Source organism: Streptomyces sp. NBC_01571 (genome assembly GCF_026339875.1).
Classification (GTDB): Bacteria; Actinomycetota; Actinomycetes; order Streptomycetales; family Streptomycetaceae; genus Streptomyces.
This window is the reverse complement of record NZ_JAPEPZ010000001.1, coordinates 6,722,707-6,748,326: the sequence shown is the minus strand read 5'-3', so window position 1 is coordinate 6,748,326 and position 25,620 is coordinate 6,722,707. Positions and strand designations below refer to the sequence as shown.

General features: G+C 71.4%; 30 protein-coding genes. 17 read left to right on the top strand and 13 right to left on the bottom strand.

Annotated elements, in window-relative coordinates; translation table 11 throughout:
• Positions 1 to 86: 86 nt before the first annotated feature.
• Complete coding sequence (locus tag OHB41_RS30555) at positions 87 to 716, top strand: CGNR zinc finger domain-containing protein (protein ID WP_266701311.1); 630 nt, start codon at positions 87 to 89, stop codon at positions 714 to 716.
• Here OHB41_RS30555 and sodX read toward each other — a convergent pair.
• Positions 620 to 1,054, bottom strand: a complete 435-nt coding sequence (gene sodX / locus OHB41_RS30550) for a nickel-type superoxide dismutase maturation protease (protein WP_266701310.1) — start codon at positions 1,052 to 1,054, stop codon at positions 620 to 622. The two genes, OHB41_RS30555 and sodX, sit on opposite strands and share 97 nt — an antisense overlap.
• 144 nt (positions 1,055 to 1,198) lie before the next feature.
• Here sodX and sodN point away from each other — a divergent pair, with 144 nt between their 5' ends.
• The gene (gene sodN / locus OHB41_RS30545) at positions 1,199 to 1,594 is read left to right on the top strand and encodes a superoxide dismutase, Ni (RefSeq protein ID WP_023546844.1); all 396 of its coding nucleotides are present in this window, start codon (positions 1,199 to 1,201) and stop codon (positions 1,592 to 1,594) included.
• Positions 1,595 to 1,777: 183 nt separating this feature from the next.
• Here sodN and OHB41_RS30540 read toward each other — a convergent pair whose 3' ends face one another.
• From OHB41_RS30540 to OHB41_RS30525, 4 genes are all read right to left on the bottom strand, one after another.
• Positions 1,778 to 3,010, bottom strand: a complete 1,233-nt coding sequence (locus tag OHB41_RS30540) for a cytochrome P450 (RefSeq protein ID WP_266701309.1) — start codon at positions 3,008 to 3,010, stop codon at positions 1,778 to 1,780.
• A gap of 23 nt (positions 3,011 to 3,033) precedes the next feature.
• Complete coding sequence (locus tag OHB41_RS30535) at positions 3,034 to 4,428, bottom strand: NAD(P)/FAD-dependent oxidoreductase (protein ID WP_266701308.1); 1,395 nt, start codon at positions 4,426 to 4,428, stop codon at positions 3,034 to 3,036.
• Positions 4,418 to 4,657 carry a ferredoxin gene (locus tag OHB41_RS30530; RefSeq protein ID WP_266701307.1) on the bottom strand — a complete coding sequence of 80 codons (240 nt, stop codon included), beginning with the start codon at positions 4,655 to 4,657 and terminating at the stop codon, positions 4,418 to 4,420. Before OHB41_RS30530 ends, OHB41_RS30535 begins: the two co-directional genes overlap by 11 nt.
• A 101-nt stretch (positions 4,658 to 4,758) precedes the next feature.
• Positions 4,759 to 5,391 carry a hypothetical protein gene (locus OHB41_RS30525; RefSeq protein WP_266701306.1) on the bottom strand — a complete coding sequence of 211 codons (633 nt, stop codon included), beginning with the start codon at positions 5,389 to 5,391 and terminating at the stop codon, positions 4,759 to 4,761.
• Between the two features lie 129 nt (positions 5,392 to 5,520).
• On the opposite strand from OHB41_RS30525, the gene OHB41_RS30520 reads away from it, so the two are divergent.
• The 4 genes from OHB41_RS30520 to OHB41_RS30505 all read left to right on the top strand — a co-directional run bounded on the left by OHB41_RS30520 (position 5,521) and on the right by OHB41_RS30505 (position 8,271).
• Entirely contained in the window at positions 5,521 to 5,949 is a 429-nt protein-coding gene (locus OHB41_RS30520; protein WP_266701305.1) for a helix-turn-helix transcriptional regulator, read from the top strand.
• A gap of 49 nt (positions 5,950 to 5,998) precedes the next feature.
• Positions 5,999 to 6,415 carry a VOC family protein gene (locus tag OHB41_RS30515; RefSeq protein WP_266701304.1) on the top strand — a complete coding sequence of 139 codons (417 nt, stop codon included), beginning with the start codon at positions 5,999 to 6,001 and terminating at the stop codon, positions 6,413 to 6,415.
• Between the two features lie 123 nt (positions 6,416 to 6,538).
• On the top strand, positions 6,539 to 7,396 hold the full coding sequence (locus OHB41_RS30510; RefSeq protein WP_266701303.1) for an ATP-grasp domain-containing protein: 858 nt from the start codon (positions 6,539 to 6,541) through the stop codon (positions 7,394 to 7,396).
• A gap of 89 nt (positions 7,397 to 7,485) precedes the next feature.
• Positions 7,486 to 8,271 carry a VOC family protein gene (locus tag OHB41_RS30505; protein WP_266701302.1) on the top strand — a complete coding sequence of 262 codons (786 nt, stop codon included), beginning with the start codon at positions 7,486 to 7,488 and terminating at the stop codon, positions 8,269 to 8,271.
• A gap of 78 nt (positions 8,272 to 8,349) precedes the next feature.
• On the opposite strand, the gene OHB41_RS30500 is transcribed toward OHB41_RS30505, so the two are convergent.
• Complete coding sequence (locus tag OHB41_RS30500; RefSeq protein ID WP_266701301.1) at positions 8,350 to 8,682, bottom strand: DUF952 domain-containing protein; 333 nt, start codon at positions 8,680 to 8,682, stop codon at positions 8,350 to 8,352.
• Between the two features lie 168 nt (positions 8,683 to 8,850).
• Positions 8,851 to 9,777, bottom strand: coding sequence for an SDR family oxidoreductase (locus tag OHB41_RS30495; RefSeq protein WP_266701300.1), 927 nt, complete (start codon positions 9,775 to 9,777; stop codon positions 8,851 to 8,853).
• An 86-nt stretch (positions 9,778 to 9,863) separates the two neighbouring features.
• On the opposite strand from OHB41_RS30495, the gene OHB41_RS30490 reads away from it, so the two are divergent.
• Together OHB41_RS30490 and OHB41_RS30485 are read left to right on the top strand one after the other, a co-directional pair.
• Positions 9,864 to 10,430, top strand: a complete 567-nt coding sequence (locus OHB41_RS30490) for a TetR family transcriptional regulator (RefSeq protein WP_266701299.1) — start codon at positions 9,864 to 9,866, stop codon at positions 10,428 to 10,430.
• Positions 10,431 to 10,614: 184 nt separating this feature from the next.
• A complete protein-coding gene (locus OHB41_RS30485) occupies positions 10,615 to 11,367 on the top strand; it encodes a YoaK family protein (RefSeq protein WP_266701298.1) in 753 nt (250 codons plus the stop codon).
• A gap of 58 nt (positions 11,368 to 11,425) precedes the next feature.
• Here OHB41_RS30485 and OHB41_RS30480 read toward each other — a convergent pair whose 3' ends face one another.
• The 4 genes from OHB41_RS30480 to OHB41_RS30465 all read right to left on the bottom strand — a co-directional run bounded on the left by OHB41_RS30480 (position 11,426) and on the right by OHB41_RS30465 (position 15,256).
• Positions 11,426 to 11,689: a hypothetical protein gene (locus tag OHB41_RS30480; RefSeq protein ID WP_266701297.1), complete on the bottom strand. Its 264-nt coding sequence runs from the start codon at positions 11,687 to 11,689 to the stop codon at positions 11,426 to 11,428.
• A gap of 159 nt (positions 11,690 to 11,848) precedes the next feature.
• Positions 11,849 to 12,475 (bottom strand): GNAT family N-acetyltransferase, encoded by a 627-nt coding sequence (locus tag OHB41_RS30475; protein WP_266701296.1) that lies wholly within the window; start codon positions 12,473 to 12,475, stop codon positions 11,849 to 11,851.
• Between the two features lie 196 nt (positions 12,476 to 12,671).
• Entirely contained in the window at positions 12,672 to 13,733 is a 1,062-nt protein-coding gene (locus OHB41_RS30470; RefSeq protein ID WP_526024981.1) for a family 2 encapsulin nanocompartment cargo protein polyprenyl transferase, read from the bottom strand.
• A gap of 116 nt (positions 13,734 to 13,849) precedes the next feature.
• Positions 13,850 to 15,256: a family 2B encapsulin nanocompartment shell protein gene (locus tag OHB41_RS30465; RefSeq protein ID WP_168530167.1), complete on the bottom strand. Its 1,407-nt coding sequence runs from the start codon at positions 15,254 to 15,256 to the stop codon at positions 13,850 to 13,852.
• A gap of 288 nt (positions 15,257 to 15,544) precedes the next feature.
• Here OHB41_RS30465 and OHB41_RS30460 point away from each other — a divergent pair, with 288 nt between their 5' ends.
• The 3 genes from OHB41_RS30460 (at position 15,545) to OHB41_RS30450 (ending at position 17,536) form a co-directional block, all read left to right on the top strand.
• Positions 15,545 to 15,778 (top strand): hypothetical protein, encoded by a 234-nt coding sequence (locus tag OHB41_RS30460; RefSeq protein ID WP_148010405.1) that lies wholly within the window; start codon positions 15,545 to 15,547, stop codon positions 15,776 to 15,778.
• A 148-nt stretch (positions 15,779 to 15,926) separates the two neighbouring features.
• On the top strand, positions 15,927 to 16,517 hold the full coding sequence (locus OHB41_RS30455) for an N-acetylmuramoyl-L-alanine amidase (protein ID WP_266701294.1): 591 nt from the start codon (positions 15,927 to 15,929) through the stop codon (positions 16,515 to 16,517).
• A gap of 98 nt (positions 16,518 to 16,615) precedes the next feature.
• Positions 16,616 to 17,536 (top strand): 1-aminocyclopropane-1-carboxylate deaminase/D-cysteine desulfhydrase, encoded by a 921-nt coding sequence (locus OHB41_RS30450; RefSeq protein WP_266706244.1) that lies wholly within the window; start codon positions 16,616 to 16,618, stop codon positions 17,534 to 17,536.
• A 25-nt stretch (positions 17,537 to 17,561) separates the two neighbouring features.
• Here the strand turns inward: OHB41_RS30450 and OHB41_RS30445 are convergent, their stop codons facing one another.
• Positions 17,562 to 19,157 (bottom strand): Na+/H+ antiporter, encoded by a 1,596-nt coding sequence (locus tag OHB41_RS30445; RefSeq protein WP_266701293.1) that lies wholly within the window; start codon positions 19,155 to 19,157, stop codon positions 17,562 to 17,564.
• A gap of 61 nt (positions 19,158 to 19,218) precedes the next feature.
• Here OHB41_RS30445 and OHB41_RS30440 point away from each other — a divergent pair, with 61 nt between their 5' ends.
• The 6 genes from OHB41_RS30440 to OHB41_RS30415 all read left to right on the top strand — a co-directional run bounded on the left by OHB41_RS30440 (position 19,219) and on the right by OHB41_RS30415 (position 23,601).
• The gene (locus tag OHB41_RS30440; protein WP_266701292.1) at positions 19,219 to 19,479 is read left to right on the top strand and encodes a UBP-type zinc finger domain-containing protein; all 261 of its coding nucleotides are present in this window, start codon (positions 19,219 to 19,221) and stop codon (positions 19,477 to 19,479) included.
• A 259-nt stretch (positions 19,480 to 19,738) separates the two neighbouring features.
• Complete coding sequence (locus OHB41_RS30435; RefSeq protein WP_054228129.1) at positions 19,739 to 20,152, top strand: ATP-binding protein; 414 nt, start codon at positions 19,739 to 19,741, stop codon at positions 20,150 to 20,152.
• Positions 20,149 to 21,339, top strand: coding sequence for an RNA polymerase sigma factor SigF (locus OHB41_RS30430; RefSeq protein ID WP_266701291.1), 1,191 nt, complete (start codon positions 20,149 to 20,151; stop codon positions 21,337 to 21,339). Before OHB41_RS30435 ends, OHB41_RS30430 begins: the two co-directional genes overlap by 4 nt.
• A gap of 84 nt (positions 21,340 to 21,423) precedes the next feature.
• Positions 21,424 to 21,879: a hypothetical protein gene (locus tag OHB41_RS30425; RefSeq protein WP_266701290.1), complete on the top strand. Its 456-nt coding sequence runs from the start codon at positions 21,424 to 21,426 to the stop codon at positions 21,877 to 21,879.
• Positions 21,880 to 22,056: 177 nt separating this feature from the next.
• On the top strand, positions 22,057 to 23,025 hold the full coding sequence (locus tag OHB41_RS30420; RefSeq protein WP_266701289.1) for a diacylglycerol/lipid kinase family protein: 969 nt from the start codon (positions 22,057 to 22,059) through the stop codon (positions 23,023 to 23,025).
• A gap of 318 nt (positions 23,026 to 23,343) precedes the next feature.
• Positions 23,344 to 23,601 (top strand): WhiB family transcriptional regulator, encoded by a 258-nt coding sequence (locus tag OHB41_RS30415; RefSeq protein ID WP_006380970.1) that lies wholly within the window; start codon positions 23,344 to 23,346, stop codon positions 23,599 to 23,601.
• Between the two features lie 231 nt (positions 23,602 to 23,832).
• Here OHB41_RS30415 and OHB41_RS30410 read toward each other — a convergent pair whose 3' ends face one another.
• On the bottom strand, positions 23,833 to 25,299 hold the full coding sequence (locus OHB41_RS30410) for a sensor histidine kinase (protein ID WP_266706242.1): 1,467 nt from the start codon (positions 25,297 to 25,299) through the stop codon (positions 23,833 to 23,835).
• Positions 25,300 to 25,620 lie beyond the last annotated feature (321 nt).

The window sequence follows — 25,620 nt, the reverse complement described above, 5'->3', positions numbered from 1 at the left end:
CACTCACCCGCGTAATACCCTGGAAGCGCAATCAGCCGTTACCTGACCGCACGCATGACGATAGAGCGCCTCCGTAAGGACTACAAGTGGAACTGGCCTATTACTCGGACTATGCGGTTCGTCTCGTCAACAGCGAGGAGCCGACCCGGGGCAAGGACGCGCTCACCTCGGTCGAGGCCGTCCGCGACCTCTTCGCGGGCAACGCCTCGGCGGCGCGCCGCGCCACGGACGCCGACGTGACACGCTTCCGCTCGGTCCGCGCGCGACTGCGCGCCGTCTTCGAGGCGGCGGACGGCGGCGACGAGACCCTCGCGGTCGACCTCCTGAACTCGCTGCTCCTGGAATTCCCCGTCAGCCCGCAGATCTCCGGGCACGACTTCCGGGACGACGACGGACGCCCGCTGTGGCACATGCACCTCGCGGACCACCCGTCGAACGTGACGGCGGGCTACGCGGCGATCGCCGCCATGGGGCTCGCCTTCCACCTCACCTCGTACGGCGTGGACCGGCTCGGCCTGTGCGAGGCCTCGCCGTGCCGCAACGCCTACCTGGACACGTCGACGAACCGCTCCCGGCGCTACTGCTCGGACCGCTGCGCGACCCGCGCCAACGTGGCCGCCTACCGGGCCCGCAAGCGCCTGGAGGCCGACCGGTCGGAGAGCACGGGCCTGGCGGCCGACAGCGCCCAGCGGACCAGCGCGAACGGCGAACGCTGACCGTCCTTGAGGGGCCGGTACCGGAACCGCACCTTCCCGAGGACGAGTTCCTCGGGCACGGCGCCGTAGTCGGTACTGTCCCCGCCGGCGAAGGCGTTGTCACCCAGCACCCACCAGCCGGCCTCCCGCCGCTGGGCCACCCGCTTCACCACGAGCAGGTCCTGCTGGAACGGATGACGCAGGACGACCACGTCACCGGGCCTGACCCGGGCCCCGTACTGCACGACGAGCCGATCCCCGTGCTGGAGCGTGGGAACCATCGAGGGTCCCCGCACCTCGGCCGCCCCGAACGGCAGCACGGCCCTTCCACGTTCGCTCTCCTGCGACAGCTCCGGCATCACCGGCACCTCCCCGGTCCATCCTCCACCAGTCCCAGTCTCGCCCCGGACTTTTGTCCTAAGCCCTCGGGGGCACTCGCGAAAAGACGTCTCCCACGGAGTAATGTCCCACCTGAGAAGACGATCACGAGGAAGGACAGTTCCATGCTCTCCCGCCTGTTTGCCCCCAAGGTGAAGGTCAGCGCGCACTGTGACCTGCCCTGCGGCGTGTACGACCCTGCCCAGGCCCGCATCGAGGCGGAGTCGGTGAAGGCCGTCCAGGAAAAGATGGCCGGCAACGACGACCCGCACTTCCAGGCTCGCGCCACCGTCATCAAGGAGCAGCGCGCCGAACTCGCCAAGCACCACGTCTCGGTGCTCTGGAGCGACTACTTCAAGCCCCCGCACTTCGAGAAGTACCCCGAGCTGCACCAGCTGGTCAACGACGCCCTGAAGGCCCTCTCGGCCGCCAAGGCGTCCACCGACCCGGCCACGGGCCAGAAGGCGCTGGACTACATCGCCCAGATCGACAAGATCTTCTGGGAGACCAAGAAGGCCTGATCCGGGCCACGTTCGCCATGACCGGCGAGCGGTGCACCCTCGCAGGTCGACGGGCGTTCCGAAGGGGCCCGGCCGGAGTTCCGGCCGGGCCCCTTCGGGCGTGCGTGTGAGGTCCTGTCCGGACCGCGGGTGCCGCCCGACGGGAATCGTCGGACACGGCCCGGGCGGGCCGGCGACGTCGCCCTACGGGCGGATGCCGTCGCAGGCGATCGACAGGTGCCGGGGGCCGCGCAGGACCGCGTTCTGCCGGTAGGGGGGCGGGTCCTCCACGAGACGGGGGTTCTCCAGCCTGCGGGCCAGTTCGCCGAGCGCGAGCTGCGCCTCCAGCCGGGCCAGCGGAGCGCCGAAGCAGCTGTGGATGCCGCTGCCGAAGCCCAGGTGCTGGATGTCCCCGCGGTCCGGGTCGAAGCGGTCCGGGTTCTCGAAGCGGTCGGGGTCACGGTTGCCCGCCGCCAGCACCAGCCACAGTGACGAGCCCTTGGGGATGGTCACGCCGCGCACCTCGATGTCGGCGAGGGTGCTGCGCTGCGGCAACAGCTGCACCGGCGGCTCGAAACGGAGCAGCTCCTCGACGACGGGGACGGCCAGCTTCGGGTCCGCACGCAGCCGTTGCAGGATGCCGGGGTTGCGCAGCAGGGTCAGCATGCCGTTGGTGATGAGGTTGACCGTGGTCTCGTGGCCGGCGATCAGCAGCAGCGCCGCGGTGCTCATGACCTCCATCGTCGTCATGGCGCCGTCCGGCCCGTGCGCGGTGGCGAGTTGCGACAGCATGTCCTCGCCCGGCTTCTTGCGGCGTTCCTCGATCAGCCCGGCCAGATACATGCCCAGCTCGGTGCGGGCGTTGTTCGCGACCTTGGCGCGCTCGCCGGCGTCGGCGCCCGGGACGGGGTCCAGGCTGGCGGCGAGGATGTCCGCCCAGGTGTGGAAGCGGGGTTCGTCCTCGCGCGGCACGCCGAGGAGCCGGCAGATCACGGTCACCGGGAAGGGGTACGAGAACTGGTCGACCAGGTCGATCCGCTCCGGGTCGCCGATGCCGTCGATGAGCCCGGAGACGATGTCCTCCAGCTCGCCGTGCATCTCGTGGACGCGCCGCGGGGAGTGCGGGGGTCCGAAGGGACGGTTCGTCATGCGCCGCAGCCGGTCGTGCTCCGGAGGGTCGAGCCGCAGGAACGCCGGCGGCAGCGCCGACTCCTCCTCCGTGTCGCCCAGCGGATCGCCCGCCGCCGCCTTCAGGTTGCGCGCGTCGGAGCTGATCCGCGGGTCGTGCAGCAGGCTCTGGATGTCGTAGTACTTGCTGACGACGTACGGCCCGTCCGTGTCGTGGTACACCGGGGTCTCGCGGAGTTCCTCGTAGAGCGGATACGGGTTCGCGCGGTGCGAGTAGTCGATGATCTGCCGCAGGATGGCTTGCGTCATGGTGCGTCCTCGTGAGCGTCGGATCAGTGCCCGGCGGGGGTGAACGTCATCCGCCGGTCGGCCGGCGAATATCCGGTGAGGGTGACGGTCGGGCCGCTCGTGGGCACTGACGGGTCGGGGAAGTCCGCGTCCACCGGGCGCTGTCCCTCGGGGCGGCGGTCCACGGTCGGGAAGGACGGCGGGAAGGGCGCCGTGGTCTCGATCAGCTGCTGGTAGAACTGCAGCCACTTCGTCTGGTCGAAGGTGACGGCGCCGATGACGCGCCCCTGGTACCCGTACACGCCGGTGAATCTGCGCTCGTGGAGGGCGCCCTGCGCGATGAGGATCTCCGTCCCCATCGACGGCACCCCCACGGACTTGATGTTCACTCCGAACTGCGAGGACCAGAAGGCCGGCACCCAGATGTGGGGGCGGCGGTCCACGCTGTCGCTCATCATGTTGTGCGCCGCGGTCTCGGCCTGCGCGACGGCGTTGCCCCAGTGCTCGAGGGACAGGAACTGGTAGCCGAACAGCGGATGCGGGGAACGCGCCACGTCGCCGGCCACGTAGACGTCGTCGGTGACGATGCCGCGGATGTCGAAGGCCCGGCAGCCGGCGTCACAGGCGATGCCCCGGGGGCCCGCGCCCAGTCCGGACCCCGCGAGCCATTCGGTGTTGCGCATGGCGCCGAGGCACACGACCACGACATCGGCCTCGACGGTGTTCCCGTCGGAGAGATGGGCGGCGCGGACCCGGTTCGCGGCGTCGCCCTCCAGGCCGGTCACCATGATGCCGCAGCGCAGGTCGACTCCGTGCTCACGCTGCAGTTCGGCCGCGACCTGACCGACGACCCCGCCGAGCGCGCCGACCAGGGGTGCCGCGGCCCGTTCGGCCACGGTGACCGCGATCCCGCGTTCCCGGCAGGCGGAGGCGATCTCCGAGCCGGTGAACCCGGCGCCGATGACGAGCACACGGCGGGGATTCTGCGCGAGCGCGCGCTCCAGCCCCCTCGCGTCGTCGCGGGTGCGCAGGACGAAGACACCGTCGAGCTCCGCCTCGCTCTCCCTCGGCCAGGGCCTGGCCCGGACGCCGGTGGCGATCAGCAGCCGGTCGTACCCCACCTCGTCGCCGTCGGCCAGCCGTACCCGCCGGGCCGCCATGTCGAGACCGGTGGCCGGGACCCCGAGCCGCCACTGCGCGTCGATCGCGCGGCGCCGGGGCAGGGAGGTGTGGTCCGGCGTCGCCCGGCCCAGCAGGACCTGCTTGGACAGCGGGGGCCGGTCGTAGGGCTCGTACGGCTCGTCGCCGACCATCGTCAGGGAGCCTGCGAACCCCTTTTCGCGCAGGGTCTCCGCGGCCCGGAGCCCCGCGAGCGAGGCGCCCACGACGACCACACGTCCTTCGCGCTTGAGCCGGTCGAGGGATCCGTCACTGCTCACCGGTGACCTCCCGGGCGGTTCCGGGGTTCTCGTCCCGGTCGTCGGCGTCCACGAGAATGGCCTGGACGGGGCAGGCCGCGACGGCTCGCGCCACGTCGTCGCGCTGATTCTCGTCGGCCTGCGGGTTGTAGAGCAGGGCTTCGTCGCCGTGCATGGCGAACACGTCGGGAGCGAGGAACGCGCACTGCGCGTACCCCTGGCAGCGGTTGAGATCGACGACAAGTCTCACCGAGGAACAGCCTTTCCGTGGCCCCGTCCCGCCCCCTCGCCCTTCAGCATGCGGGAGAGGACGCGGACCCGCTCGCCGGGACATCCGACGGGACTGAGGGGTCAGCGCGGGCTCCGGGACCGGCGCGGTTCGCGCAGGCCGACGCGGAGGATGTGGAGGCTGACGATCAGCGCCCAGGCCGGGAAGACCAGTTCGGACCAGGGCAGGGAGGACCCCGCGGCGAGCAGCACCAGGCCCACGACGTATCCGAAGAGGGCGAGGGGCCGTGGCAGGACACCTAGGCGGTGTCCGATGGTCGAGGTCGTGAAGACGAACACGGCCGCCATCCGGAGCGCGTACGTCGTCATCATCGTGTAGGCGAAGTAGCGTCCGAAGTCGGAGGACCGGACCTCGTCCAGGACGGTGCCCGCCGCGGCACCGGCCCCGAACATCGTGGCGACGAACACCAGACCACTGCCCAGGAAGACGGTGGCGATGAACCTGTCCTCGGCGTCGCCGACCTGTGCGCGCACGGCACCCATGAACCACAGGAAGAAGATGCCCGCGAAAGGAAGGATCTCCAGCGCCGTCTGCACCGCCCACCGCTTGTCCGGATCGATCTTCGCGCCGGGCGGGTTCCCGGCGGGCACGGAGATCCGCACCAGGACGATCGCCACCGCCAGCAGCACCGCGAACACCGCCCCGGCCACGCCGGCGGCGCGCGGTGTCCGCAGCCGCTCGTCGTTCGGCTCCATCGTCGCCCGCCCTCCTTCCCGGTTCCCTCTCGGTCCAAGCAAGCGGGCACGCGTGCCCGCACGCCACCGGGGGCACCCGCGGGGGTGACGCCCCTCCCCGCTGTCGGTGGCCCGTGCCATCCTGGAGGGGTGACTGTGGAGGACCTGGTCCGGCTGCGCCGGACACGCGACCGGATGGACCGTGAGTACGCGGAGCCGCTGGACATCGCCGCGCTCGCCCGTACGGCGCTGATGTCGCCCGGCCACTTCCAGCGCAGCTTCCGCGCGGCGTACGGGGAGACGCCGTACGGCTATCTGATGACCCGCCGGATCGAGCGGGCCAAGGCCCTGCTGCGGCGCGGCGACCTGACGGTCACGGAGGTCTGCCTCGCCGTGGGCTGCACCTCGCTCGGCTCCTTCAGCTCCCGCTTCACGGAGCTGGTCGGTGAGACCCCCAGCGCCTACCGCGCCCGCCCGCACGACCACGGCGCCCCCATCCCGCCCTGCGTGACCCGCCGCCTGACCCGCCCCTCCCGCCACCGTAGACCCGAAGCAGGGGAACCGGGGACGCGCCTGTAGGCCCCGTCCGCCCGACGGAACGGCCCCGCCTCGGCCTAGCCTTGGGGCCATGGACCTGAAACTTTCCCAGTGCTTCATCGCCGTGGACGACCACGACAAGGCGCTCGCCTTCTACCGAGACGTCCTGGGCCTGGAAGTACGCAACGACGTCGGGTTCGAGGGGATGCGCTGGGTGACCCTCAGCCCGCCGCTCCAGCCGGACGTGGAGATCGTCCTGGAGCCCCCGGACGCGAGCCCGGACGCCTCCCCCGCCGACAAGCAGGCCATGGTCGAACTGCTCGCCAAGGGCATCCTGCGCGGGGTCATCTTCTCCACGACCGACTGCGACGCCCTCTACGAACGGGTCCGCATGTCCGGCGCCGAAGTCCTCCAGGAGCCGACGGACCAGCCGTGGGGCGCCCGCGACTGCGCGTTCCGTGACCCGGCGGGCAACCTCCTCCGCTTCAAGGAGCGCCCGGCGGCCTGACCACGGCGCCCGTTCCCCGGGAGACGGGCCCGGGTGCTCGTCCCTCCGGTGCCCGTCTCCCGGGATCCGGCTGCGGTTACCGTTGCGTCGGCCCCGCCGCACCGCTCACCACCGGAGACACCCATGCCGTCCGCGCGCTCCCGCGTCCTCTACGTCAGCGACCTGGCCTATCCGGCCAAGGGACGGCGGTACGGCGACGAGGACGTGTTCCTCACCTCCCGGCTGCGCGAGGACTTCGACGTGGCCGTGTGCCATCCACTGGACGCGGCCGCGCTGATGACCGGCTTCGACGCCGTGGTCGTCCGCAACAGCGGGCCGGTGCTGCGCTACCGAGCGGAGTACGACGCCTTCCGGCAGCGGGCGCTCGCGGACGGCGTCCGCCTGTACAACCAGCTCTCCGGCAAGGGGGACATGGCCGGCAAGCAGTACCTGCTCGACCTCACGGCGGCCGGGTTCCCGGTCATCCCCACCGTCGACCGCGCACGGGACCTGCACCGGCTGCCGGACGTCGACACGTACGTGGTGAAGCCGAAGCTGGGGGCGGACTCGATAGGCCTGGAGTTCGTGTCGCGCGGCCGGCTCGCCGAACTGTCGTACGACGACCGTCTCGTCCAGCCGCGTATCGACTTCCGCTACGAGGTGTCCTTCTACTTCGTCGACCGCACCTTCCAGTACGCCCTGTACGCACCCCGCCCGGACCGGCGGTGGGAGCTGGAGCCCTACGAAGCGACCGAGCGGGACCGGGAGTTCGCGCAGCGGTTCGTCGACTGGAACGACATCGCGTACGGCATCCAGCGCGTCGACGCCTGCCGGGCCCCGGACGGTGGGCTGCTCCTCGTCGAACTGGAGGACCTCAACCCGTATCTGTCGCTGGACGTCCTCTCCCCCGCCGCGCGGGACGCCTTTGTCGCACGGATGAAAACGTCGTTGCGCGGTCTGATCGGGCAGGAGACGGTACGGGACGCCGCGGGAACGGCCTGAACCGTCCGACCCGCCTGAACGGTCCGACCCGTCCGAACAGTTCCGACCCGTCCGAGCCGTCCGACACGTCCGACCGGGGGAGCCGCACCATGCCCGAACCGATCCGCGGGACCGAACCCATCCGGTGGACGTACGCCTTCATCGACCGGCCGAGGAAGGACTTCGGGCCGGCCCGCGCCTTCTGGACCTCCGTCACCGGGACCGCCCCGTCCGCACCGCGCGGCGGACAGGACGGGTTCGTGACCCTGCTGCCCGACGGGGCGGACGCCTGCCTGAAGGCGCAGGGCGTCGAGGAGGGCGAGGGCGGCGCGCACCTCGACCTCGCCGTCGAGGACGTGGCGGCGCTGGTGGAGTCGGCCCTGCGGCTCGGAGCCGAGACCGTGTCCGACAACGGGATCGCCGACAAGGGGGGCTGGGCCGTGCTGCGCTCCCCGGGCGGCCTGCTGTTCTGCGCGGTCCCGTGGCAGGGGGAGTCGGTACGGCCGCCGGCGGCCGAGGGACCCGCCCGCGTCATCAGCCGCCTCGACCAGGTGTGCGTCGACATGGCCCCCTCCCGGTACGAGGCGGAGATCGCCTTCTGGAGCGGCCTGACCGGATGGGAGTCCCACCCCGGCTCGCTCCCGGAGTTCCATGTGATCAGGCCGCCCGCCGCCCTGCCCGTCCGCATCCTCCTGCAACGCCTCGGCACCGATCGCCCCGCCTCGGCCCACCTCGACCTCGCCTGCTCGGACATCGAGGCCGTCCGCGCCCACCACGAGGGCCTGGGCGCCACCCTCGTCGGCCGCGGCACGCACTGGGCCGTGATGCGGGACCCGGCCGGCGGCACGTACTGCCTGACGGGCCGCGACCCGGGCACCGGCGGCCTCCCGGTCTAGGCGGCCTCCCGGTCCAGGCGGTCCCCCGGCCCAGGCGGTCCCCCGGCGTCCGCGGACGCCCGACCGCCGGCGATACACCTAGGCCGGCTCCCACACCTCCACGTCCACCACCGCCGAGACCGGGATCGGCCCGTAGACGTGCGGGAACTCCTCGCCGCCGGGCTTCACGGCCTCGTACCGCACGGGCACCTCCAGCCGTTCGGCGTCGACGACCAGGACCACCAGGTCGTCGGGACCCTCGTAGGCCCCGTACAGGAAGGATGCGATCCGCGGGAGCTGGGCCCGCGTCGAGCAGTGGATGAAGCCCTCCTCCCCGAGGGTGCGGCCACGGGTGGACATCTCGTACGCGCCGGACGCGCGGGCCGCGTCCCACAGCGAGCGCTCGGTGATGTGCAACAGGGGTTCGGACATGCCCCAACGCTACGGCGTCGGGTGTACGGCCTCGGCTTCCCCTCCCAGCTCCCCTCCCTCCCCTCCCTCCCCTCCCTTCCCTTCCGTTCCTCGCCGGGGGGACCGGCCCCGCGGACGCGCTCCCCGCACGGCACTCGACACGTACCGCGCGGGGCGCCTCCACGACGGTCAGGCGTGGGTGTCGGTCGTGTCGGTGAAGTAGTGGCCCTTGTCGAGGTCTTCCAGGAGACCGGGGTGAGCCGGCTCCCAGCCCACCAGCTCGCGGGTGAGGGTGTTCGACGCCGGGGAGTCGAGGCCGAGGAAGGCTCCCAGCCAGGCGAAGTGCCCGGTCGCCTCCTCGGGCGCCACGGCGGTCACCGGCACGTCGAGGTGACGGCCGATCACGCCGGCGACGTCACGGAGCTCGACGCCCTCCTCCGCGACACCGTGCAGCACCGCCCCGGCGGGCGCCTTCTCGAGTGCGAGCCGGAACAGCCGTGCCGCGTCCAGACGGTGGACGGCCGGCCAGCGGTTGGCACCGTCGCCGAGGTAGCCGGAGACGCCCTTGGCGCGGGCGATGGCGACCAGGGCCGCCATGAAACCGTTGTCCCCGTCGCCGTGGCAGGTCGGAGAGAGCCGCACCACGGACGAGCGCACCCCGCGCGAGGCAAGTGCGAGCACCGCCTGGGCGGTGGCCATCCGGATCGAGATCGGCGAGCCGTCGAGGGCGGGCATGTCCCGCTCGGTGGCCGGCCGGCCGGGGGCGAGGCCCAGCACGCCGGAGGCGAGGACGAAGGGGCGGTCGGTGCCCGCGAGCGCGTCACCGAGGATGTCGACGGCGCGCCGATCGGCCTCGGCGGCGCCCTGGAAACCGCCGGCGAAGGCGATGTCGTGCTTGAAGGCCAGGTGGATCACCCCGTCCGACGCCGCGGCCGTGTCCCGGAGCACGTCGAGATCGTCGATGGTGCCGCGGACCACCTCCACCCCGGCCGCGGTGAGCGCGTCGGCGGAGGCCTCGGAGCGGGCGAGTCCGACGACCCGGTGCCCCGCCTCGGTCAGCTCGGGAACGACGGCGGAACCGATCCACCCGGACGCGCCGGTCACGAAGATGCGCATGGAGAAACCCCAAACCCATTGATGTCAGTTACTGTCATCGACGCTAGCACCTGATGTCAGTTGCTGTCATCACGTAGGATCTGCGCATGGGTAGATGGGAGCCGAACGCGCGCGGGCGCCTGGCGAAGGCGGCGTTGGAGCTCTACAGCGAGCGCGGCTTCGAACAGACCACGGTGGCGGAGATCGCCAGACGGGCCGGACTCACGGAGCGCACCTTCTTCCGGCACTACGCCGACAAGCGCGAGGTGCTGTTCGCCGGCTCCGGCCAGTTGCAGGAGCTCTTCGTACGGGCGGTCGCCGACGCTCCGGAGTCCGCCGCGCCGATCGACGCGATGGCGGTGGGGCTCGACGCGGTCTCCGAGGTGTTCGCCGACCGCCGCGACTTCGCGCGCGCACGGCAGGCTGTGATCATGGCGAACACGGAACTCCAGGAGCGCGAGCTGATCAAGCTCGCCTCGATGGCGGCCGCGCTCGCCGGCGCCCTGCGCGGGCGCGGCGTCACGGAGCCGGCCGCGAGCCTGACCGCGGAGGCCGGGGTCGCCGTCTTCAAGGTCGGCTTCGAGCGCTGGATCTTGGCGACCGAGGAACGCGAGATGGCACGGCTGGTGCGGGAATCACTGGCCGAACTCAAGGCCGTGACCGCGGGCCGGTAGGCCCCCTCGGTCGGTCTCCGGGGCGGATGCCGTGGCGGCGGGCGGTCAGTGCTCTCGGGAGCGGGTCGCGACGATGTCGCGCCCGTCCGCCGCGGCCGGCGACGGCTGCGGCAGACGGCGGTACTCCCCCTGCGTGTCGCCCAGGGGTCGACCCCTCCGGCCCGCGATCTGCTGAGACTTGCCCATGCCCGAAAGCTCAGCCGCCTCCGTACCCGCTTTCCTCGGCCATGCCGAGCACCGCAGGACCGCGATCATGACGGTGCTCACCGTGGTGGCGGGGGCGGTCGACGCGATCACCTTCCTGACCATGGGTCAGGTGTTCGCCGCGCTCGAGACGGGCAATGTGCTGTTCCTGACCTTCGCGTGGGCCGGATCGGGCCCGGTCTCCGTGATCCGGCCCGCCGTCGCGCTCGTGACGTTCGCCGCCGGGGTGGCCACGGCCTCCTTCGCGATCCGCGCGCTCACCGCGCGGGGACACCGCTGGTTCCCGGCGGCGCTGGGCACCGAGGGGGTGCTTCTCGCGGTCGCGGGGACACTGGCCCTGCTGCGCGGCGGGACGGGTTCGCTCGCTCATGATCCCGATCTGGTCCCCCTCGCGGTCGTGGCCCTCGCCATGGGAGTGAGGTCCGCCGTCGTCCTGCGCGTGGCGGTGCCGGGCATGCCGACGCTCCTCCTCCAGATGTCCCTGGTCCAGCTGGTGGCGGACGTCGCCACCGCGCCACGGGTCCCGGCCGGCGAGCAGGGGGAGCTGCGACGACTCGCGCGCACCCGTCTCACCGCGACCGTCTGCGGCATGTTCGTGGGCGGGACCCTGGGCACGCTCATGGCGCCGTGGGGGACGGGCCGCGCGCTCCTCGTCGTCGCGACGGCCGTCATGGCGCTGGCGTTGTCGGGGGTCCACGCCGACCTGCCCCACCATCGGCCTCCCCCGGCCTGACAGACTCGGCACCCCCGCGAGCCCCGGCCGGAGAACCCGGCGAGCAGGGGCGCACGGATCAGGAATTCTCCGTGGCCTGTTCCGCCGCCGTCTGCCGCCGTTCGGCCGTCCGCCCGGGATCACGGGGCCACCGGGACGCGCCGGCCTCTCCCGGATCACGCGTATCCGCGGAGGACGCGGACTCCACGCACGCCTCGCACCGCGGGTTGTGGCAGGGACCGGGACCCCAGACGGGGACGAACGCGCCCAGCGTCTTGCGGCGCCGTACGACCGTGGCGACCGGCTGCTCACAGGCGGGGCAGACATACTCATCGGTGCCCATGCCTCCAGGGTAGGGCGGGACCCGCTTCGGCGCCCGTGCGCGCCCGCGCGGCCTTCCATGGCCCCCACCGCACCCGGGACCCCCACCGAGGGGCCCGCGAGCCCGCACCTCCCGCACGGCCGGGCGCGCGGGCGGCCCGGGCCGGGGCCCCCGCGCCGGCTACGCCCCAGAGGCCGACCCCGCCCGCGGTTCGCGCCACATCGGCCACATGCGCGGGCCGTCCGGCAGGTCGAGGGGCCGGCCGGTGTGACCGAACCCGAGCCGCTCGTAGAGTGCGCGGCTGCGCTCGTTGCTGGCCTCCAGATAGGCGGGGACACCCTCCTGGTCGCAGCGGTCGAGAACCGACCGGACGAGCGCGCTGCCGAGACCCTCGCCCTGGCGCTCCGGCGCCACGGCGATCATCCACAGATACTCGTGGGCGCGGCCGGAGGGGTGGATCTCGGCGGTGAGCCGGCCCACCAGTTCGACCCGTACGTTGTCCGGGTCCACCGCCTCGCGCAGCTGGACCGGACCGTCCTCGTCCGCGTGGTCGGCGTGGTCCCCGTCCGCGTCGGCGGACACCGACAGCCACAGCGCGCACGCCGCGCCGTCCTCCGTGATGTCGACACGGCCCTCGGCGAACACGATGTCGGCGAACACCGCCATCAGCCGGGGATGCCGGTCACGGCGGTGTGCCGCGTCCGGGAAGACCCAGCCGCTCACCGGGTCGTCCCGGAACGCGTCGTCGAGCAACTGGACGACCCGTTCGCGATCGTCCTCGGCCGCCACCCGTATCGCCACGCCCATGTCCCGCCCCTTCCCCTCAACCGCCCCTGGCCGTACGGCCGTCGAAGCCTAGCGGGGATCACGCGCGGCAGAGGGGCGGGCCCCGCGCACCGTGGGGATGCGCGGGATCCGCCCCGGCCGGAGCCCGGGACCGTACGGAGGTCAGGTGCCGTACGGTCCCGGTGGCTCCGGGGTCTTCAACCGCCGTTCGGCGGCTTCAGTTACTGCGTCGCGTGACAAACTCCGCGAGTGCCAGGAGACCGCCCGCGGCCTCCGGGTCCGGGATCGCCCGGGACAGTTCGTGCATCGCCCGGGACATCCGGTCGGCCGCCTGGAGCTGCGCCCAGTCGCGGCCCCCCGCCCGCTCCACGGCCAGCACCGTGCGGTCCAACTCACCTTTCTCGTAGGGAACTCCGTACAGTTCGGCGAGTTCCGTCGCCGCCGGGGTGCCGGAGGCGAGCGCGGCCACCACGGGCAGGGACTTCTTGCGGGCGATGAGGTCCGCCCCGGCCGGCTTGCCGGTACGGCTCGGGTCCCCCCAGATCCCGATCACGTCGTCGATCAGCTGGAAGGCGAGCCCGGCCTCCCGGCCGAACGCGTCCAGTGCCTCGACGTCCTCGTCGTCCGCTCCCGCGTAGAGCCCGCCGATCGCGCAGGCACAGCCGATCAACGCGCCCGTCTTCGCCTCGGCCATGGCGAGGCACTCGTCGAGGGTGACCTCGCCGGGGCTGCGTTTCTCCATGGCCGTGTCGGTGTGCTGCCCCTCGCACAGCTCGACGACGCAGGACGCGAGCCGGGCGGCGGCGGCCGAGGACGCCGGATGCGGGTCCTCGGCCATCATCCGCTGGGCGAGCGCCTGCAGGGCGTCCCCCGCGAGGATCGCGGCGGCGTCGCCGAACACGGTCCACGCGGTGGGCCGGTGTCTGCGGGTGGTGTCCCGGTCCATGACGTCGTCGTGCAGCAGGGTGAAGTTGTGGATCAGCTCCACCGCGGCGGCCGCCCGTACGGCCGACGCCTGCTGCCCGCCGAGCGCTCCCGCGGCGGTGAGCACGAGGGCGGGCCGGATCGCCTTGCCCGCGTTGCCCGCCGCCGGGGCGCCGTCCGCGTGCTCCCAGCCGAAGTGGTAGAGCGCGATCCGGCGCATCGAACCCGGCAGCGAGTCGACGGCTCTGCGCAGCTCGGGGTCGACGGACGCCCGCGCGCGCTCCAGGATGCCGGCCGCTTCCTGCCCGTCGGGCGTGACGGGCGGAACCTGTTGTGGCATGGGCCTCCCGTCCATGAGCCCGCCGAGAGGACTCCGTCCGTCGAGGGCCTCGGCCGCGCTCTGCTGGGGCTTCGCTCTGCCCGGTCTGCCCGTCCGGTCCGGCGGGAAAACGGTGGCCGGTGTCGGGAAGGTCACCGCCAGCGGCCGATCTCGACGTTCTCCAGGATGCCGAGGGCGTCCGGGACGAGGACCGCGGCCGAGTAGTACGCCGTCACCAGGTAGGAGATGATCGCCTGTTCGTTGATGCCCATGAAGCGCACCGACGTGCTCGGCTCGATCTCGTCCGGGATGCCCGCCTGCTGGAGCCCGATGACACCCTGCTCGGCCTCGCCGGTACGCAGGGCGATGATCGACGTCGTACGGGCGTCACTGACCGGGATCTTGTTGCACGGGAAGATCGGGACACCGCGCCAGGTCGGGATGCGGTTGCCCGCGATCTCGACGCTCTCCGGGACCAGCCCCCGCTTGTTGCACTCGCGGCCGATCGCGGAGATCGCGCGCGGGTGGGCGAGCAGCAGCTTGGTCCCGCGCCTGCGACTGAGCAGTTCGTCGAGGTCGTCGGGGCTCGGAACGCCGTCGTGCGGTTGCAGCCGCTGGTCGTACTCGCAGTTGTTGAGCAGTCCGAACTCCCGGTTGTTGATGAGCTCGTGCTCCTGGCGCTCCTTCAGTGCCTCGACGGTGAGGCGGAGCTGCTGCTCGGTCTGGTTCATCGGCTGGTTGTAGAGATCGGCCACGCGTGTGTGCAGGCGCAGTACCGTCTGGGCGATGCTCAGTTCGTACTCGCGCGGCGCGGCCTCGTAGTCCACGAAGGTGCCGGGGATGTCCTCCTCTCCGGTGTGGCCGGCCGCGAGGTCGATCTCCTTCTCGCCGTACTTGTTGGTGCGCTGCTCAGGGATCGCCCGCAGCTGCTGGAGGTGGGTGCGCAGGGACTCGGCGCGCTCCGCGACCTGTTCCAGGTCCTGGCGGGGCAGTGTGAGCACGGTGACCGCGGTGACGGCGCGGGCCGTGTACTCCCAGATGGCGTCCGGGTCGATGAGCGCCTGCTCGCCGAAGTACGCGCCGTCGGCGAGGACGCCGAGGACCGCGTCGTCGCCGTAGGGACCCGTGCCGATCTTCTCGACCTTGCCGTGGGCGAGCAGGAACACCTCGTCGGACGGACTGCCGAACGAGGCGAGCACTTCGCCCGGCGCGAACTCCCGCTGCTGGCAGCGCTGGGCGAGCTCGCCGAGCACCTCCTGATCCTCGTAGGACCGCAGGACGGTCAGCTCGCCGAGCTCGGCGGGGATGACCTGGACGCGGTCACCGGTCTTCACGAACGTCACCCTGCCGTCGCCCACGGAGTAGCTGAGCCGCCGGTTCACGCGGTACGTGCCACCCTGCACGTTCACCCACGGGAGCATGCGCAGCAGCCACCGTGAACTGATCTCCTGCATCTGGGGTGCGGACTTGGTGGTGGTGGCCAGGTTCCGCGCGGCCGATGTGCCGAGACTCTGCTGCGGCCTGCCCTGACCCGAACGGACCTCTTCGCCTACCGACATGAAAATTGCCCTCCCGGTCATGCACTGATCTGCGTCGCCCAGCCTTCCATCACGGAGCGTGCCGGTGCTATTACACGAATGAGGGGGAATGGATCACGTCGGATTGGGCAGAGACGCGCACTTTGTCGAGTGGGCGAATCGTGCGGAACCCTGACGTCCGGAATCGTCACGCCGCGCTATCGAACGTTCGGGGCCCGCACCGTCGAACAGCCTGATGTCGTCGCGCTCGGGAACTCCAAGATCCGGCCAACCGTTTGACACTTCGACGGACGACGACGGGAGACGGCGATGGCAGGCTTCCTGGACCGCGCCAAGGAACAGGCGCAGCGAGGGCTCACGCAGGGCAAGCAGAAGCTGGACGAGGTGCAGGCCCAGCGGGCGGGTGCCGACCTCCTCAAGAGACTCGGCGCGGCGTACTACGCGGAGCGGCGCGGCAGCGGGTCCCCCGAGGCGACCCAGCAGGCTCTCCAGGCCCTGGAGAGCCACATCGCGGCGAACGGGGACGCGTTCCTGCGCTCCTGAGCGGCGCCGCCCCGACGCGCGCCCGGCCCTGACCGGATCGGCTCGCACGCTGTACGAACGGGCAACCCGGAGCGTCCGGTTCCGGGTAGAAGCGGCGGTACGAGACGGCCGCGCCCGGTGGCCGGCGTGCAGCGCGAAGGAGGCGGTCATGGCTTCACCCATGTCCGCGGCCGGTTTCGTGGACCGGCTCAGGAGGGAAGGCGCCACCGTCGTCGAGGTCGGCGAGTGGGAGCATCACAACCGCAATCACAAGGGGCCGTGGGGCCCGGTGTACGGGGTGATGATCCACCACACGGCCTCCTCGGGCGACGAGCACACCATCGGCCTCTGCCGCACGGGCCGCGCCGACCTGCCGGGACCCCTGTGCCACGGTGTCATCACCAAGGACGGCGTCGTGCACCTCGTGGGCTACGGCCGGGTCAACCACGCGGGCCTGGGCGACGACGACGTGCTGCGTGCCGTGATCGCGGAGAAGGCGCTCCCCGCGGACAACGAGGCGAACACCGACGGCAACCGCCACTTCTACGGCTTCGAGTGCGAGAACCTCGGCAACGGCAGGGACCCCTGGCCCGAGGTCCAGCTGGAGGCGATCGAGAAGGTCGCGGCCGCGATCTGCCGCCATCACGGCTGGACGGAGCGCTCGGTCATCGGCCACCTGGAGTGGCAGCCCGGCAAGGTCGACCCCCGCGGCTTCACGATGGCCTCGATGAGAGGGCGTGTCCGCGACCGCCTCAAGTGACGCACAGGCGTTCACCGGTCGCCGGGATTCCCGCACGGCTGTCCGACAATGGTGGGGTGACCAGCCCCGACGACCCCGGCATCCCGGGCACTCCCGCCGTGCCCGACGCCCCGGACGGACCCGAAGCGCTCGACCCGTCCGGTCTGCGGCCCCGGGTGCCCTCGCCGCTGTGCCCCGTCGCGGACGGGCGCTTCGCGCGCCACGGCGTCCGGCTGCTGCTCAAGAGGGACGATCTGATCCACCCGGAGCTGATCGGCAACAAGTGGCGCAAGCTGGCCCCGAACCTGCGCGCCGCGGCCGGCCGCACGCTCCTCACCTTCGGCGGCGCGTACTCGAACCATCTGCGCGCCACCGCCGCCGCGGGCCGTCTCCTCGGGCTGCCGACCGTCGGCGTGGTCCGGGGCGACGAGCTGGCCCACCGCCCCCTCAACCCCTCCCTGACGCGGTGCGCGGCCGACGGCATGCGACTGCACTTCGTCGACAGGTCGACGTATCGCCGCAAGACGGATCCGCGGACGCTGGCCGCGATCCTGTGCGCGGCGGACGCCCGGGACGCGTACGTCGTCCCCGAGGGCGGCAGCAACGCCCTCGCCGTACACGGCTGCCGGGAACTCGGCGCGGAGCTGCGCGGTCACGCCGACGTCGTCGCCGTCGCCTGCGGGACCGGCGGCACCCTCGCGGGCCTGGCCGCCGGCCTCGCCGGCGGCCAGCGGGCGCTGGGCGTCCCCGTCCTCAAGGGCGGCTTCCTGGACGCCGACGTACGGGCCCTCCAGGACTCCGCCTTCGGCGGCCGCCGCGGCACCTGGACCCTCGACGACCGCTTCCACTTCGGCGGCTACGCACGCACCACACCCGAACTCGACTTCTTCGCCGAGGACTTCGAGCAGCGCCACGGCCTGCCCGTCGAACGTCTCTATGTCGCCAAGATGCTGTACGGACTTGTCGCCCTGGCCGAGGAGGGGGCGTTCGCACCGGGGACGACGGTGGCGGCGGTCGTCACCGGAGCGCCGCTCGTCTGAACCGGGCGCCGGCCCGGCGGGACCCTCACGCCGCCTCCCGGTAGGCCGCCGCCTCCTCCAGGTCCAGCCGCCTCAACAGGGTGCGCAGCATCTCGTCGTCGATGTAGCGGTGGTCGCGGAGCCGCACGAAGACCTCCCGCTCGGCGCTGATCATCGTGCGGGCCAGCCTGCGGTAGGTGTCGTCGGCGGTCTCCCCGGTCACCGGGTTGACGGCGCCGAGCCGCTCCCAGACCGCGTTGCGGCGGCGCTCCAGGACCGAGCGCAGCCGGTCGGCGAGCGGCGGGGGCAGGGCGTTGCGCTCGTCGGCCAGCAGTTCGTCGAGGCGCTGTTCGGCGGCCCGGGACGCCTGCGCCTGGGCGTTGGCCTCGGCGAGCGTCTCGGCCTGGGGGTCGCGGCCGGGCAGCTTCAGGAGGCGGATCAGCGGAGGCAGAGTCAGCCCCTGTACGACCAGGGTGGCGATGACGGTGGTGAAGGTGAGGAAGAGCAGGAGGTTGCGTTCGGGGAAGCTTTTACCGCCGTCCACCGAGAGCGGGATCGAGAAGGCGATGGCGAGCGACACCACGCCCCGCATCCCGGCCCAGCCGATGACGAACGGAGCCTTCCAGGTGGGGTTCTCCTCGCGCCCCCGGATGCGCGAGGACAGGATCCGCGGCAGGAAGGTGGCGGGATACACCCACACGAACCGGGCGGCGACCACCACCAGGAAGACGACCACCGCGTACCAGGCGGCGCTGGCGCCCTCGTACGGGCCGAGACCCTTGAGGACGACCGGCAGTTGCAGGCCGATCAGCGCGAACACGGCCGACTCCAGGACGAACGCGACCATCTTCCAGACGGCCTCCTCCTGGAGTCGTGTCGCGAAGTCCACCTCCCAGGCGCGGTGTCCGAGGTAGAGCGCGACGACGACCACCGCGAGCACCCCGGAGGCGTGCACCTGCTCGGCGATCCCGTACGCCACGAAGGGGATCAGCAGGGAGAGGGTGTTCTGCAGGAGCGCCTCGTTCAGGTGGGTGCGCAGCCAGTGGATCGGCACCATCAGGACGAGGCCGACGACCACGCCGCCGACCGCCGCGAGCAGGAACTCACGGATGCCGTCCGACCAGGTCGCGCCCTCGCCGACCGCGGCGGCGAGAGCCACCTTGTAGGCGGTGATCGCGGTCGCGTCGTTCACCAGGGACTCGCCCTGCAGGATCGTGGTGATCTGTGACGGCAGCCCCACCCGGCGCGCCACCGCGGTGGCCGCGACCGCGTCCGGCGGCGCCACCACCGCCCCGAACACCAGCGCCGCGGGCAGCGGCAGACCCGGCACGATCAGATAGGTGACCCAGCCGACGGCCAGCGTCGCGAAGAGCACGTACCCGACCGACAACAGCGCGATGGGCCGCAGATGCGCCCGCAGATCGAGGTACGAACTGTCGGTGGCGGCCGTGTACAGCAGCGGGGGCAGCAGCAGCGGGAGGACGACCTCGGGGTCGAGTTCGTACCCGGGCACCCCGGGGACGTACGCGACCACCAGGCCCGCGGCGACGAGCAGCAGCGGCGCCGGGACCGGAGTGCGGCGGGCCGCTCCGGCGACCGCGGCGCTTCCCGCGACCAGCAACAGCAGTGGCAATACGTGCATCCTCGTCCGCCCGCCCTCGTTTTCGCGCGGCATCCCGCACGCCCGACGTAACCTGGCAATCATGAAACAGTGCACGCATGCCGACGCGCTGCCGCACCCCGAACCAGAGCCCACGAGCGACACGTGCCTGGAGTGTGTCGCCGCGGGCACACATCCGGTGCAGCTGCGACTGTGCCTGGAATGCGGGCACCTCAGTTGCTGCGACTCCTCGCCGCTGCGGCACGCGACAGAGCATTTCAAGGAGACGGGACACCCCGTGATGCGAACCTTCGAGCCCGGTGAGAGCTGGCGCTGGTGCTTCGTCGACCACGTACTGGCGTGACCCGCCGTCCGGACGGTTCGACCGTCTGACGCCTGGGTACGTCAACCCGGCGCGCGCTCTTCCTATTTGGGCCCGCAGACCCCTAGCCACTGTCCGTACTCATGGGCTTACTATGAGTGACAGCAGGGGAGTGGGGTCCCCAGGACAGGAAAGTCGGGAGCGCGATAGCGTCACCGCTGAACACCTGGCGCGTTACCCCGGGGGGCGACCCTCGGCCCCGAAAGAGCTCGAATGAGCTTGTACCACCTTGGAGGTGAGGGTGTCCCAGATCGCAGGCGAGCCCGCGACGAAGGACTTCGTGGAAGTCCGGCTGCCGGCCGCGGGTGCCTACCTGTCGGTGCTGCGTACGGCCACGGCCGGCCTCGCGGCCCGTTTGGACTTCACCCTCGACGAGATCGAGGACCTGCGCATCGCGGTGGACGAGGCCTGCGCGATCCTGCTGCAGCAGGCCGTCCCCGGTTCGGTGCTCAGTTGTGTCTTCCGGCTCATCGACGACTCGCTCGAGGTGACGGTCTCCGCTCCGACCACGGACGGTCACGCTCCGTCACGGGACACGTTCGCGTGGACCGTGCTCTCGGCGCTGGCGGGCAAGGTCGACTCCACCGTCGCCGAGGACAAGACCGTTTCGATCAGCCTCTACAAACAGCGCGGCGCGGGACCCGGGCCGGCGTGAGGGACGGGGACGGGCCGGTGCGGGACGAAGAGCGCGGCACACGGGGGCTTCCCGCCGGGCGCGTCGACGGCCTCGACGCGCCGAGGCGCGTGGCGGAGGGCGTCGACGGCATCCCCGAGCAGGCCCGGCCGCACCCGGACGACGGCACAGCCTCCCGGGCCGGGGATCCCCCCAGCCCGAACGAAGCCGAGAACGCGGGGGACGCGCCGGTAGACGAGGACGGACAGGAGAAGCTCCCCGGCCGGGACGACGGGCAACGGGATCCGGAGGGTGCCGCGCGGAGCACGTCCTCGGAAGGGCGGCGGCTGGTGACGGGCGGGACTATGAGCGAGCAAGAACAACACGACAAGACGGCTGCGCAGAACGTGCAGAGCGTGCAGGCCACGCAGCACGGGCCGAGCATCCAGCACATCCAGCACGACCCGAAGGACCCGCAGGACCGCAGCGGAGCACGGGCGATGTTCATCGAGCTGCGCAAACTGCCGGACGGCAGCGCCGAGTACGCGGAGCTGCGCAACCAGCTGGTCCGCATGCACCTCCCGCTCGTCGAGCACCTCGCACGCCGCTTCCGCAACCGCGGGGAGCCGCTGGACGACCTGACCCAGGTCGCCACCATCGGCCTGATCAAGTCGGTCGACCGGTTCGACCCGGAGCGCGGCGTCGAGTTCTCGACGTACGCGACTCCGACGGTCGTCGGCGAGATCAAGCGGCACTTCCGCGACAAGGGCTGGGCGGTCCGCGTGCCGCGCCGCCTTCAGGAGCTGCGCCTCGCGCTCACCACGGCGACCGCGGAACTCTCGCAGCAGCACGGCCGTTCGCCCACGGTCCACGAGCTCGCCGAGAAGCTGGCCATCTCCGAGGAAGAGGTCCTGGAGGGTCTGGAGTCCGCGAACGCGTACTCCACGCTGTCCCTGGACGTTCCCGACACGGACGACGAGTCCCCGGCCGTCGCCGACACACTCGGCGCCGAGGACGAGGCCCTGGAGGGCGTCGAGTACCGGGAGTCGCTGAAGCCGCTGCTGGAGGACCTTCCGCCGCGAGAGAAGCGGATCCTTCTCCTTCGCTTCTTCGGCAACATGACGCAGTCGCAGATCGCCCAGGAGGTCGGCATCTCCCAGATGCACGTCTCCCGCCTCCTGGCCCGCACCCTCGCCCAGCTCCGCGAAAAGCTGCTGGTGGAGGAGTAGCCCACCCCGTACGGCGGGGTGGCCGAAGCGGGGCGCGGTCCAGGGGCCGGTCGTGCGCCGGGGCCCGGCGGCTACCCTTCAGGGGTGAGCGCTGAGCAGACCCCCGCCCCCGACGCGTCGACCGCGCGGCCCCGTCCCGGACGGCTGACCGCCGCGGCGGCGCTGGCCGCGCTCGAGGGGCTCGCCCTGGCCGCGGGGGGCGTCTACCTGTTCGTGCAGGGTCTCACCGGATCTCCGGACGACCGCCGGCAGGCCGTCACCGGGGGCGTGACACTGATCGTGCTCGCGCTGCTGCCCCTGCTGGCCGCGCGCGGGCTGCTGCTGCGCCGCAGATGGAGCCGGGGCCCCGCGGTCATCACCCAGATCCTGGCCCTGCCCGTCGCCTACAACCTGCTCCAGGCCGACAGCGTCGCCATCCCGGCGGGCATCGTCCTCGCCGTCGTCGCGGTCGCGGCACTGGTTCTGCTCGTGAGCCCGGCGACAACGGCGGCGCTGGGCATCCGCGGTCCCGGCGGGGCGGAGGAATCCCAGCAGCCCTGACGTGCCATGGGCCGGCGCACCTGGCCGACGTGCGCGGCCGGCCCGTGCCGCGCCTCCCGGCCGGCGCCGTACCCCGTTCCCGCCCTCTCTCCCCGTGTCGAGACTCACGCCCTCATCTCTTACCCGATCCCTACCTCGGTCTGGGACGAGTACCGCACGGTAGGTACGCTGCTTCGCATGCGTGCACTTCTCGTGGTCAATCCGGCAGCAACCACCACAAGTGCGCGCACGCGCGACGTCCTGATCCACGCGTTGGCGAGCGAGATGAAGCTCGAGGTGGTCACCACCGAGTACCGCGGGCACGCCCGGGACCTGGGCCGGCAGGCCGCGGAGGGCGAGGACATAGAACTGGTCGTCGCACTCGGTGGCGACGGCACCGTCAACGAGGTCGTGAACGGCCTGCTGCACAACGGCCCCGGACCGGACCGCCTCCCCCGCCTCGCCGTGGTCCCCGGCGGCTCCACCAATGTCTTCGCCCGCGCCCTCGGCCTGCCCAACGACGCGGTGGAGGCCACGGGCGCCCTGCTGGACGCTCTGAGGGAGAACCGCGAGCGCACGGTCGGCCTCGGTCTCGCCGCCGGCACCCCCGGCACCGAGGACGAGTCCGTCCCCTCCCGCTGGTTCACGTTCTGCGCGGGGCTCGGCTTCGACGCCGGGGTGATCGGCCGGGTCGAGCAGCAGCGGGAGCGCGGCAAGCGCTCCACTCACGCCCTGTATTTGCGCCAAGTGGTACGTCAGTTTCTGGACGAACCTCACCGCAGGCACGGAACGATCACCCTCGACCGCCCCGGCGAGGACCCGGTCACCGATCTCGTCCTGTCCATAATCTGCAACACCTCGCCCTGGACGTTTCTCGGCAATCGTCCGGTGTACGCGTCGCCTAAGGCTTCGTTCGATACCGGGCTCGACGTACTCGGCCTCAGCCGCATGTCGACGACCGCGGTGGCCCGGTATGCCACCCAGTTGCTCACTTCGTCCCCCGAGCGCGGTCCGCACGGAAAGCACGCCCTGTCCCTGCACGACCTGACCGACTTCACCTTGCATTCGAAGGTGCCGCTGCCCCTCCAGATGGACGGCGACCACCTGGGACTGCGCACGAGCGTGACGTTCACAGGCGTACGCCGTGCACTGCGTGTGATTGTGTGAGTGGAAGGCCTCAAAGTCCTTTCACTCGAACGTTTAGACCAGGGTCCACCCCATGGAAGTACGGCTGTGACCTAGTCGACACCGAGGAATCAAAAAAAACTTTCCAGAAGGGGTTGTATCCGCCGCTGAGGTTTGCGAGTCTCTACGTGGCGCTCGGGACGGCCCGCAACATCGGCCCCACAGAGCGCCAGAACCCCTCCTCAAATCACAGGACCACACCAGTCCGTCTGGTAGTCGGCCCTTCACTTGTTGAGGGATTCGTGAAAGCGTTCACATTCACAAGCAACGTGCATGTAATACCAAGGAGAGGTAGCAGCCATGGACTGGCGTCACAACGCCGTTTGCCGCGAGGAAGACCCCGAGCTCTTCTTCCCCATCGGCAACACCGGTCCTGCGCTGCTGCAGATCGAGGAAGCCAAGGCCGTCTGCCGCCGCTGCCCCGTCATGGAGCAGTGCCTGCAGTGGGCGCTCGAGTCCGGCCAGGACTCCGGCGTCTGGGGTGGCCTCAGCGAGGACGAGCGTCGTGCGATGAAGCGCCGCGCCGCCCGCAACCGGGCCCGTCAGGCCACCGCCTGACACCCCACCCCGCAACGAGCCTGAGCTTGGCGGCGCGTACAGCGCGTACGCATCTCCCGCCCCCGAGCCGCAGCGCGCAGTACCCCCGATGCTCCCCCCGAATTCTCGACACACGCTCGAGCAGGGGGTACCCCCATCGCAACGTAAGCAGAGGCCCCGGACCGCATGGTCCGGGGCCTCTGTCATGCGCCACGGCCGTGCGCCCTGTGCCGTCGGGACACAGGGCGCGTCCTACTTGTTCGCCCGCACCGGAATGTCCAGGATGACCTGCGTGCCGCGCTCCGGGGCCGCCACCATGTCGAACGTGCCGCCCAACTCGCCTTCCACCAGGGTCCGTACGATCTGGAGGCCGAGGTTGCCCGAGCGGTGCGGGTCGAAGCCCTCCGGCAGACCGACACCGTCGTCCTGGACGGTGACCAGCAGACGGGTCTCCTTGGTGGTGCCGCCCCGGACCGCCGAGACCTCGACCGTGCCCCGGTCGCCCTCACGGAAGCCGTGCTCCAGCGCGTTCTGCAGAATCTCGGTGAGGACCATGGAGAGCGGTGTCGCGACCTCCGCGTCCAGCACCCCGAAGCGGCCGGTGCGACGGCCGGTGACCTTGCCGGGCGAGATCTCCGCGACCATCGCGAGCACCCGGTCGGCGATCTCGTCGAACTCCACCCGTTCGTCCAGGTTCTGAGACAGCGTCTCATGCACGATCGCGATCGATCCGACCCGCCGAACGGCTTCCTCCAGGGCCTCCCGGCCGCGCTCCGACTCGATGCGCCGGGCCTGCAGGCGCAGCAGTGCCGCCACCGTCTGGAGGTTGTTCTTGACGCGGTGGTGGATCTCCCGGATGGTCGCATCCTTGGTGATCAACTCCCGCTCGCGGCGGCGCAGTTCGGTGACGTCGCGCAGCAGGACCAGGGAACCGACCCGGGTGCCCTTGGGCTTCAGCGGGATCGCCCGCAGCTGGATCACCCCTTCGGCGCTCTCGATCTCGAACTCGCGGGGCGCCCAACCGCTCGCGACCTTGGCCAGCGCCTCGTCCACCGGCCCGCGGGACGGGGCGAGTTCGGAGGTGGTCACGCCCAGATTGTGGCCCACCAGGTCGGAGGCGAGGCCCAGCCGGTGGTAGGCGGACAGTGCGTTCGGAGACGCGTACTGCACGATGCCTTCCGCGTCCAGACGGATCAGCCCGTCGCCCACGCGCGGTGAGGCGTCCATGTCGACCTGCTGGTCGGGGAACGGGAAGGAGCCGGCCGCGATCATCTGGGCGAGGTCGGAGGCGCTCTGGAGGTACGTCAGCTCCAGCCGGCTCGGGGTGCGCACGGTGAGGAGATTGGTGTTGCGCGCGATGACACCGAGGACGCGCCCCTCCCGCCGTACCGGAATGGACTCGACCCGCACCGGCACCTCCTCCCGCCATTCGGGGTCGCCCTCGCGCACGATGCGGCCCTCGTCGAGCGCGGCGTCCAGCAGCGGGCGGCGGCCCCGTGGGACCAGATGGCCCACCATGTCGTCCTGGTACGAGGTCGGACCGGTGTTGGGACGCATCTGCGCCACCGAGACATAGCGGGTGCCGTCCCGGGTGGGGACCCACAGGACGAGGTCGGCGAAGGAGAGGTCGGAGAGCAACTGCCACTCCGAGACCAGCAGATGCAGCCACTCGAGATCGGAGGCACCGAGAGCGGTGTGCTGGCGTACGAGGTCGTTCATGGAGGGCACATGTGCGAGCGTACCCGGGGGTTCGACCCCGGTCCGAAGACACCCGCGGGCCGCGGCGCCTGGGAGGGACCCTCAACCCTCTCGGCACCGCAGCCCGGAGCAGCAACGGCCGTGGGGTGTGCGGTCCCGGTCGGCCGATGGAGAGGAGCCGGAGCAGTCAGGGCAGAGAGCGCCGGTTCCTCGGTCCGTCTTCCTGTGCGGGGAAGACGGAGGCTTGTTCAGTTGATGCGGTGACACTGTGGGCCGCGGACGCCCCACCCGAACATTGTGGACTAGACCACGTTCTCGCGTCCATGAGCCGACGGATGTTTG